The following is a 9,210-nucleotide window of genomic DNA, read 5'->3' on the forward strand; positions in this document are numbered from 1 at the left end:
CTCAGACCTCCCTCGTCTCGAAGTCGATGCGAGGATCGACCCAGGTATAGGTCAGGTCGGAAATCAGCGCGACGACGAGCCCGAGCAGGCCGAAGACGTAAAGCGTCGCGAAGACGACGGGATAGTCGCGATTGACGATCGACTCGTAGGAGAGAAGCCCGAGCCCGTCGAGAGAGAAGATCGTCTCGATGAGGATCGAGCCGGAGAAGAACGCGCCGATGAAGGCGCCGGGAAAGCCGGCGATGACGATGAGCATGGCGTTGCGGAAAACGTGTCCGTAGAGCACCTGCCGTTCGCTCAGGCCCTTGGCGCGCGCCGTCGTCACATATTGCTTCCTGATCTCGTCGAGAAAAGAGTTCTTGGTGAGAAGCGTCGAGGTGGCGAACCCGCCGATCATCATCGCCGTCACCGGCAGCACGATGTGCCAGAGATAATCGACTGCCTTGCCCGCGAGCGAAAGGCTCGACCAGTCGTCCGATGTGAGGCCGCGAAGCGGGAAGATCGACCAGTAGGAGCCGCCCGCGAAGAGCACGATGAGGAAGATGGCGAAGAGGAAGCCCGGGATGGCATAGCCGACGATGATGAGCGCGCTCGTCCACAGGTCGAAGCGGGAGCCCTCGCGCATCGCCTTGGCGATGCCGAGCGGAATGGAGATGAGATAGGTGAGCAGCGTCGTCCACAGGCCGAGCGAAATGGAGACGGGCATTTTCTCGAGAATGAGGTCGAGCACGCCGATGTCGCGGAAGTAGCTCTTGCCGAAGTCGAAGCGCGCATAGTCCCAGATCATCTTGCCGAAGCGCTCGTACCAGGGCTTGTCGAAGCCGAATTGCACTTCGAGCTGCTTGATGAATTCGGGATCGAGCCCGCGCGCGCCGCGATATTTGCTGTTGAGCGCGGCATCGGCCGCGCCGCCCGCGCCTTGCGAGAAGTCGCTTCCCCCGCCGCCGATCCGCGCCGTCGCGGAAACCTCGGTGCCGGAAAGCTGCGCCACGATGCGCTCGATCGGCCCGCCCGGCGCGAACTGCACGATGACGAAGGCAATGAACATGATGCCGAAGATGGTCGGGACCATCAGCAGAATGCGCCGCGCAATATAGGCTGCCATCCGTCTATCCCTTCAGCCCCAGCCTTTTTGCCTTCGCCATATCGACCCACCATGAGCGCTCGACGCCGCGATCGTATTTCGCAAGGACCTTCGGCGCGTCGTAGATATCCCAATAGGCGAGTGTGTAGCTCGCCTTGTGCCATTGCGGAATCCAGTAATGCCCCGCCCTGAGCACGCGGTCGAGCGCCCTTGCGGCGACGGTCTGCTCCGGCCTCGTGCCGGCCGCGATCACCTTCTCGATCAGGGCGTCGATCGCGGGATCGGCGATACCGGAAAGATTGCGGCTTCCCTCCGTCCTGGCAAATTCCGAGCCCCAATAGGCGCGCATCTCGATGCCGGGCGTGAGCCCCATCGAATAGCGTTGAACGATGAGGTCGAAATCGTATTTCTTGAGCCGGTCCTGAAACTGCGCCGAGTCGACGAGCCGCGACTGCGCGGCGATGCCGAGGAGCTTGAGGTTCTTGATATAGGGCCCCTCGACGCGCTGGAAGACGGGATCATCGCCGAGAAACTCGACGCTGAGCACTTCGCCCTTCGCGTTCCGCCGCTGGCCGCCTGAAATCTTCCACCCCGCTTCGTCGAGAAGCTCCGCCGCGCGCCGCAGGAGCATGCGGTCCTGCCCCGTGCCGTCGCTCACCGGCGCGGTGACGGCGGGCCCGAACACGACAGGCGAAAGCCGGTCGCGCCAGGGATCGAGGATCCTCAGTTCGTCGGGCGAGGGCGCGCCTTCCGCCCGCATGGGCGAGTTCTCGAAGAAGCTCGATGTGCGCTTGTAGAGCCCGTAGAAGAGGTTCTTGTTCGTCCATTCGAAATCGAAGGCGAGCGTCAGCGCCTCGCGCACGCGCGGGTCCGCGAATTTCTCGCGCCGCGTGTTGATGAACCAGCCCTGCGCGCCCGATGGCGTGTGGTCGGGAAGCGTCACGAGTTTGACGCGCCCGTCCTTGACCGCGGGGAAGTTGTATTGCGTCGCCCAGACTTTCGACGTGAATTCCTCGCGGAAGAGATACTGGCCCGCGCTGAAGGCTTCGAAGCCCGCCGTCCGGTCACGGAAAAACTCGAAGCGGATGCGGTCGAAGTTCCACTGGCCGACATTCACGTTGAGATCGCGAGCCCAATAGTCCGGCATGCGCTCATAGGTGATGAAATTGCCCGGCTTGAAGTCGCCGATCCTGTAGGGCCCGCTGCCGAGCGGTGGCGTGAGCGTCGTCTCCTCGAATTTATGCGCCGTGTACCAGGCCTTGGAGAAGATGGGCAGCCCGCCCGCGATGAGAAGCGGCAGGTCGCGCGTCTCTTCGCCAGTGAATTCAATGATGAGGGTGCGTGCGTCGAGCGCCTTCGCCTGCTTCATCTCGCGCAGATTGATCGAGATGAGCGGGTGTCCCTTTTCCCTGAGCAGCATGAAGGAAAAGGCCGCATCCTCCGCCGTGAGCGGCGTGCCGTCATGGAAGCGGGCGGCATCGCGCAGATGGAAGGTGAAGCGCTTGCCCTTCTCCGCGATCTCGACGCTTTCGGCGACAAGGCCATAAAGGGCGTCTTCCTCGTCATAGGCGCGCGCCATCAGCGTATCGAAGATGAGATCGAGAGCGGGCGGCGCGTTGCCCTTGAGGATATAGCCGTTGAGCGTGTCGAAGGTGAGAAGCGAGGCGTTATAGGCCCCTGTCACGGGCATTTGCGAAAGCGTGCCGCCCTTCGGCGCTGCGGGGTTCACATAGTCGAAATGCGAAAAACCCTCGGCATATTTGAGTTCGCCGAAGATCGAGAGCCCGTGCCGCCTTCCCGTGTCCGCGCCCCTGGTCTGCGCGTGCAGGCGGCCCGGCAGCAGCGTCATGCCGAGGCTTGCGCCCATGAGATGAAGGACCGTGCGGCGCGGAAAGCCGGAACGCAGCGTCATGGTTTTTGCGGCGCCCTGGCGGCCGCGGCCTTTCCGCTCGCGTCATACCACCAGATGGAGGGGAAGCCGATGGAATAGGGCGGCAATGTCTGCGGATGGCCGAGCCGCGCCCAATAGGCGACCCGCTCGAAGGGCGAATACCATTGCGGCACGACGTAATGGCGCCAGAGAAGCACGCGGTCTAGCGCATGCGTCGCCGCCAGAAGCTCGGCCCGGCTCGTCGCGAAGATGACGCGGTCGATGAGCTTTTCGACGACAGGATCGCAGATGCCGATCACGTTGCGGCTGCCCGGCACCTTTGCCGCTTCGCAGCCCCAGAAGTCGCGCTGTTCGTTGCCGGGCGAAAGCGACTGGCCGAAGGACTGCACGATGATGTCGAAGTCGCGATTGTCGACGCGGTTCTGATATTGCGCCGTGTCGACGGTTCTGAGCGTGACCTTGATGCCGAGCCGTTCGAGCGATTGCTTGTAGGGGCCGACCACGCGCTCGAAGAGCGGATCGGCGAGCAGGAATTCGACGGCGAGCGGCTTGCCGTCCTTCATGCGCTGTCCGTTGGCGATCTTCCAGCCGGCGGCGTCCAGAAGCTCCGCCGCGCGGCGCAGATTGGAGCGGTTGTTGCCGGAGCCGTCCGTCTTCGGATTGCTGTAGGGCGTGGTGAAGAGTTCGGGCGGCAGTTCCTTGCGGAAGGGTTCGAGCAGCTTCAGCTCCTCGCCCTGCGGAATGCCGCTCGATGCGAGTTCGGAATTGGCGAAATAGCTGTCCGTCCGCGCATATTGCCCATAGAAGAGGTTCTTGTTCATCCACTCGAAATCGAGTACCTCGTCAAAGGCCGCCCGCACGCGCTCGTCCTGAAAAATGTCGCGCCTGAGGTTGAAGGCGAAGCCCTGCATGCCCGCGGGATTGCGCGTCCTGATCTGCTCGCGCTTGACGCGGCCATCCTTGACCGCCGGGAAGTCATAGGCGGTGGCCCAGGCCTTGGCGCTGTTTTCGAGTCGGAAATCGACCTGATCGGCCTTGAAGGCTTCCTGCGCCACGGTTGGATCGCCGTAATAGTCGAAGCGCAGCCGGTCGAAATTGTCCGTGCCGATTTTGACCGGCAGGTCCTTCGCCCAATAGTCCTTCACCCGCTCATAGAGGATGGAGCGCCCCGGCACGACCTTGGCGATGCGATAGGCGCCGCTGCCGAGCGGCGGCTCGAGCGTCGTCTGCGAGATGTCGCGCCGCGCGCCCTTCACCGTCCAGTAGTGCTTCGGCAGCACCGGCAACTGGCCCGTGATCTGCGGCAATTCTCGGTTGCCCTTCACCGAGAAGGTGAAGCGCACCTTGTCGGCGCCGATCTTTTCCGCCTTGGCGATGTTGCGGTAATAGGCGTTGTAGAAGGGGCTCTGCTTTTTCAGCGTCTCGAAGCTCCAGACCACATCGTCGGGCGTGATCGGCTTGCCGTCCTGAAAGCGCGCCTGCGGACGGAGCTTGAAGGTGACGGAGGAAAAATCGTCCGGGTAGGAAATGGTTTCGGCGATGAGGCCGTATTCGGCGCCCGGTTCGTCGAGGCTGGGTTCCAGAAGCGTGTCGTAGATGAGGCTGAGCCCCGCCGCCGATTGCCCCTTCACGATGAAGGCATTGAGACTGTCGAAGGTGCCGAGCGCCGCATAGCGCAGCTCGCCGCCCTTGGGCGCGGCCGGGTTCACATAGTCGAAATGCTTGAAGCCGGGGCCATATTTCAGATCGCCGAAAAGCGAGGCGCCGTGACGCTCGATCCCGTTTGCATTCGCGCCCGTCGCGATGCCCTGCGCACCGACGATCGAGAGCGCGAGCGCCATCGCGATACCGGCCGTTCTGAACGTCATCTCCCCTCCAGGACAATGCCTGCGGCGAACTCGTTGCCGGCCGAATGCCGGGGTGCCGCGAGCTTCAAGATTTGGCGCTCATTGTGGCTATTTTTTGCGGCGAGCGCGAGCCTTGCGGGCAGCGGGCGCATTTCCGCTTCAGCCGGCCCGCAAGTTCGAGCAACCGGCAGGCTCAAGAAAAAAAGCGCCCGGAATTGCTCCGGGCGCTTCATCGTTCGGTTTCTGCCGCTCGGGCTGCCCGTTACTTCGCGGGTGCCGCTTCTTCCGCCTTCGGCAGGGGCAGGTTGGATCCCAGCGTGTTGAGATAGGCGATGACGTTCGCGCGCTCCTGCGGCTTCTTGATGCCGACAAAGCCCATGGCCGTGCCGGGCACGTCGCCGCGCGGGTTCTCGATGAACTTGGAAAGCTCCTCGAACGTCCACTTGCCGCCCTTCTTCACGAGGGCGTCGGAATACTTGAAGCCCGGTGCGCTCGCCACATCGCGTCCGACGACGTGGTAGAGGTCGGGGCCGATCTTCGCGCCCGCGCCTTCCACGAAATTGTGGCAGGCCTGACACTTCTTGGCGGCTGCTTCGCCGGCCTTGGGGTCGGCCTGGGCCAGAAGCGTCGCCAGGGGCACTTCGGGCTCGGCGGCCGCCGCCGCCGGTGCCGCCTCGCCACCCTCGGTGGCCGCGGCCTCGATGACGAACGCCTTGGGGTTCGCCGGCTCGGTCGAATAGACGTAATCGGCGAGATTCTTCACGCCGAGCACAGCGAGCAGCGAAAACAGAACTGCGCCCGCGATCTTGTTGAATTCAAAACTATCCATCGGCTCTCGCTCCGCCCGGATCGGTTACGGAAGATGGGGTGGAGAGGACAAGAAATACGTCAAATGGACGCGGCTGCGCCTGCCAGACCCCGCTGAATCGCGCGGAGATTAGCCGCTTCCGCCTCCGCGCCGCAAGCCGTATAAGTGCCCGGACGCAAAGACTTTGGCCGTTCCGCCGGACGCTGGGGAATGCGGGGGGGGGTGGCAGGGCTTGCGACGTTCCGCCGCACCTCGCCCGGGGCTGGTTTCCGGGGCCCGGTCAGGCCCGATGATTGAGAGAATTTCATGGCGCGCGAGCCCATTATCGTGATTCCGGCCCGTATGGCCTCGACCCGCCTTCCGGGCAAGCCGTTGGCCGATATTTGCGGCCTGCCGATGATCGTCCAGGTCTGGCGCCGCGCCGCCGAGGCGGGCATAGGGCGCGTGGTCGTCGCCGCGGCCGAGCGCGAGATCGCCGAGGCCGTCACCGCGGCGGGCGGGGAGGCCGTCATGACCGATCCCGAGCTTCCCTCTGGCTCGGACCGCATCTGGCAGGCGCTGGGCGTGGTGGACGCGAAGGGCCGCCACGACGTCATCATCAATGTGCAGGGCGACCTGCCGACGCTCGATCCCGCCCTCATCCGCATCGCCGCCGAGGCGCTCGACATTCCCGGCACCGACATTTCGACGCTCGCGGCCGAGATCACGGTCGAGGAGGAGCGCGCCAATCCCAATGTGGTGAAGGCGGTGATCGCATTCCGCGGCGCGCATGCGGGCGTGCCGTCGGGCCGCGCGCTCTATTTCACGCGCGCCACCGCGCCATGGGGCGACGGGCCGCATTACCATCACATCGGCCTTTACGGGTACCGCCGCGAGGCGCTGGAGCGTTTCGTCGCCATGCCGCCCTCGCCGCTCGAGCAGCGCGAGAAGCTCGAGCAGTTGCGCGCGCTCGAGGCAGGCATGTCGATAGAGGTCGCGCTCGTTGACACGGTTCCCCTCGGTGTCGATACTCCCGCCGACCTCGAAAAGGCGCGCGCGGTGCTCTGCGCCCCTGCCGCCAGCTAAGATTGCCCATCATGTCGAGCGCTTCACCTGCAAGCCCGGAAAACACCATCGCCTTTCAGGGCGAGCCCGGAGCCAATTCCCACATCGCCTGCCGCGAGGCGTTCCCGGACATGGTCGAGATGCCATGCCCGACCTTCGAGGATGTCTTCGCCGCGATCAGCGAGAAGAGGGCGCGTCTTGCGATGCTGCCGATCGAGAATTCAGTCGCGGGCCGCGTGGCCGACATCCACCACCTTCTGCCGGAGTCGTCGCTCTATATCGTCGGCGAGCATTTCCTGCGCGTGCGCCATCAGCTTCTCGCGCTGAAGGGGGCGAGCCTTGCCGACCTGAAGACCGTGCAGAGCCATGTCATGGCGCTCGGCCAGTGCCGCAAGGTGACGCGCGAGCTTGGCCTTCATCCGGTGGTTGCCGCCGACACGGCAGGTTCCGCGCGCGAAATCGCCCATGCGGGCGACAGGTCGCGCGCCGCCATCGCATCCGAACTCGCGGCCGAGATCTATGGCCTCGACATTCTAAGGCGCGACATCGAGGACGCGACGCACAACACCACGCGCTTCCTCGTCATGGCGCGCGAGCCGAACGATGCCGAGCCGGATGAAGGTCCCGTCATCACGAGCTTCATATTCCGTGTGCGGAACGTGCCGGCCGCTCTCTACAAGGCGCTGGGCGGTTTCGCCACCAACGGCGTCAACATGACGAAGCTCGAAAGCTATCAGCTCGAGGGCACTTTCTCGGCAAGCCAGTTCTACGCCGACATCGAGGGCCATCCCGCCTCGCGCAATGTGCGCCTCGCGCTCGAGGAGCTTGAGTTCTTCACGACCGAGCTCAAGATTCTCGGCATCTACAAGTCTCATCCCTACCGCCAGGAACTTGCCGCCTCCGGCCGCTGACAAGGGCGATCGTCCTCACGCAAATTGTCCGCATGCAGGATTTGCGAAGGTTGCCGCGCGCGAAAGCGTGGTAGCCTCTGAGGTCATGGCGCGTGCACGTTCATGCGCAGGTCGAACAGAGGGATTTTATGAAGAAAGCGATTTCGATGACTGCCGTGCTCTTCCTCCTGCCCGTCGCGGCGATTGCCGCCCCGCCGAAAATGGCGCCGGGCCTCTGGGAGCGGACCATGACGGTCGCGGGCACCAGCTTCACCGACAAGGAGTGTTTCTCGCCCGAAGACGTCAGGCAGTCGCCCGAGGATATGTTGCGCTCCGAAGGCGAGCAGACGGAGAACTGCAAAGCCACGGGCAAGTGGCAGGGCAATGTCTATCACTTCACCAGTGAATGCTCGATGCCTGAGGAAGGCGTCACGATGACGACGACCGGCACGATGAATTTCGTCAGCTCGACGCACATGATTCACGCATCCGAGACGAAGTCTTCGGTCGGAGGCATGTCACAGACGATGAACGCGAAGGTCGATCACAAGCGAATCGGCGACTGCACCGAATAGCAGCCGCCGATCCTGTTCGCTCAGGCCTTGCCTTCCGCGAAGGTCTTGACGAGCTGATGCGCGATCGCGAAGGGCGGTGGCAGCCAGAAGCTTCCATCGCCCTTGCCCTCGATGGCGGCCTTCACCTCGTCGCGCGTGAACCATCGCCCTCCGGAAAGTTCGACGCCGTCGATCTTGAAATCCTCCGAATCGGCGACCGCATGGCAGCCGATCATCAGCGAGGACGGGTAGGGCCATGGCTGGGTCGAGTGATAGGTGACGGAGGAAACCGAAAGGCCCGCTTCCTCATGGAGTTCGCGCGCCACCGCTTCCTCGATCGATTCGCCCGGCTCGATAAAGCCCGCAAGCGCGGAATGCATGCCCTTCGGCCAGATTTTCTGCCGGCCGAGGAAGCACTTGTCCTGATAGGTGGCGAGCATGATGGCAACCGGGTCGGTGCGCGGGAAATGCTCGGCCTTGCAGCTCGGGCACTGCCGTTTGTAGCCCGCTTCCATCATCTCGCTGCGCGTGCCGCAGACCGAGCAGAAGCCGTGCCTCTGGTGCCAGTCGATCATGCTCTTTGCCTGGGCGAGAATCGCAAGCTCGGTCGGCGTGATCTCGCCCGCCATGGCGAGCCCGCGCAGCTCCTCGAAGGCGCCGATGCCCTTGAGGGCGGGATGGTTGTCCGGGTCCTTGAGCGCGCTCACATCGGCCGCGAAGAGCGATTTGCCCCGGCGGTTGACGCCGAGAAAGACGATCACCGGATCGGGCCCGGCAAGCTCCTTCAGAAGGGCCATGCGCAACCAGCCGACATCCTTGCCCTGCGAGGGCTTTTCTTCCGGCAGGACGAAGGGCTGGAGCCTGTGGAACGGCACGAAAAGGCTCGCCGGATCGGCGAGTTGGCTTTCGATCCATGCCTTGTCTGCGCGCCTGTAGCTCGCGCGATCGAGCGGGTTGTTAGCGAAAATGTTGGGGTTCTGGGGGAGGCCCATTCGGGTATTCCTGACGGATTTCTGGAAATTCATGCTGATTTGGAGGGCGTCAGGTTGGCACAGAGGCAAGCCGCGCTCAATGGTCGCGCTCGCGTGTCTG

8 protein-coding genes are annotated in these 9,210 nt (G+C 63.8%); 3 read left to right on the forward strand and 5 right to left on the reverse strand.

The annotated features are described in order from the left end of the window. Position 1 precedes the first annotated feature (1 nt). The 4 genes from PKA57_RS12975 to PKA57_RS12990 form a co-directional block, all read right to left on the reverse strand. Positions 2–1,105 carry a microcin C ABC transporter permease YejB gene (locus tag PKA57_RS12975; RefSeq protein WP_324301220.1) on the reverse strand — a complete coding sequence of 368 codons (1,104 nt, stop codon included), beginning with the start codon at positions 1,103–1,105 and terminating at the stop codon, positions 2–4. A 4-nt stretch (positions 1,106–1,109) separates the two neighbouring features. Beyond that, a complete protein-coding gene (locus PKA57_RS12980) occupies positions 1,110–2,996 on the reverse strand; it encodes an extracellular solute-binding protein (RefSeq protein WP_324301222.1) in 1,887 nt (628 codons plus the stop codon). Then, entirely contained in the window at positions 2,993–4,843 is a 1,851-nt protein-coding gene (locus PKA57_RS12985; protein ID WP_324301224.1) for an extracellular solute-binding protein, read from the reverse strand. The genes PKA57_RS12980 and PKA57_RS12985 overlap by 4 nt, the downstream gene beginning before the upstream one ends. A gap of 241 nt (positions 4,844–5,084) precedes the next feature. Then, positions 5,085–5,651 carry a cytochrome c family protein gene (locus PKA57_RS12990; RefSeq protein WP_324301225.1) on the reverse strand — a complete coding sequence of 189 codons (567 nt, stop codon included), beginning with the start codon at positions 5,649–5,651 and terminating at the stop codon, positions 5,085–5,087. 285 nt (positions 5,652–5,936) lie between these two features. Between PKA57_RS12990 and PKA57_RS12995 the strand changes: the two genes are divergently transcribed. The 3 genes from PKA57_RS12995 (at position 5,937) to PKA57_RS13005 (ending at position 8,139) form a co-directional block, all read left to right on the forward strand. Next, complete coding sequence (locus PKA57_RS12995) at positions 5,937–6,695, forward strand: 3-deoxy-manno-octulosonate cytidylyltransferase (protein ID WP_324301227.1); 759 nt, start codon at positions 5,937–5,939, stop codon at positions 6,693–6,695. Positions 6,696–6,706: 11 nt separating this feature from the next. Then, positions 6,707–7,585, forward strand: a complete 879-nt coding sequence (locus PKA57_RS13000; RefSeq protein WP_324301229.1) for a prephenate dehydratase — start codon at positions 6,707–6,709, stop codon at positions 7,583–7,585. A gap of 128 nt (positions 7,586–7,713) precedes the next feature. Continuing rightward, a complete protein-coding gene (locus PKA57_RS13005; RefSeq protein ID WP_324301231.1) occupies positions 7,714–8,139 on the forward strand; it encodes a DUF3617 family protein in 426 nt (141 codons plus the stop codon). Between the two features lie 20 nt (positions 8,140–8,159). Here PKA57_RS13005 and nudC read toward each other — a convergent pair whose 3' ends face one another. Next, positions 8,160–9,110: an NAD(+) diphosphatase gene (gene nudC / locus PKA57_RS13010; protein WP_324301232.1), complete on the reverse strand. Its 951-nt coding sequence runs from the start codon at positions 9,108–9,110 to the stop codon at positions 8,160–8,162. Between the last annotated feature and the right edge of the window lie 100 nt (positions 9,111–9,210).

Origin of the sequence: Parvibaculum sp. (assembly GCF_035325945.1) — a bacterium.
Classification (GTDB): domain Bacteria; phylum Pseudomonadota; class Alphaproteobacteria; order Parvibaculales; family Parvibaculaceae; genus Parvibaculum.

Coding starts and splice junctions, on each gene's coding strand:
- PKA57_RS12975 (WP_324301220.1), bottom strand. CDS start 1,105: ATGGCAGCCTATATTGCGCGGCGCATTCTGCTGATGGTCCCGACCATC.
- PKA57_RS13005 (WP_324301231.1), top strand. CDS start 7,714: ATGAAGAAAGCGATTTCGATGACTGCCGTGCTCTTCCTCCTGCCCGTC.
- nudC (WP_324301232.1), bottom strand. CDS start 9,110: ATGGGCCTCCCCCAGAACCCCAACATTTTCGCTAACAACCCGCTCGAT.
- PKA57_RS12985 (WP_324301224.1), bottom strand. CDS start 4,843: ATGACGTTCAGAACGGCCGGTATCGCGATGGCGCTCGCGCTCTCGATC.
- PKA57_RS12995 (WP_324301227.1), top strand. CDS start 5,937: ATGGCGCGCGAGCCCATTATCGTGATTCCGGCCCGTATGGCCTCGACC.
- PKA57_RS13000 (WP_324301229.1), top strand. CDS start 6,707: ATGTCGAGCGCTTCACCTGCAAGCCCGGAAAACACCATCGCCTTTCAG.
- PKA57_RS12990 (WP_324301225.1), bottom strand. CDS start 5,651: ATGGATAGTTTTGAATTCAACAAGATCGCGGGCGCAGTTCTGTTTTCG.
- PKA57_RS12980 (WP_324301222.1), bottom strand. CDS start 2,996: ATGACGCTGCGTTCCGGCTTTCCGCGCCGCACGGTCCTTCATCTCATG.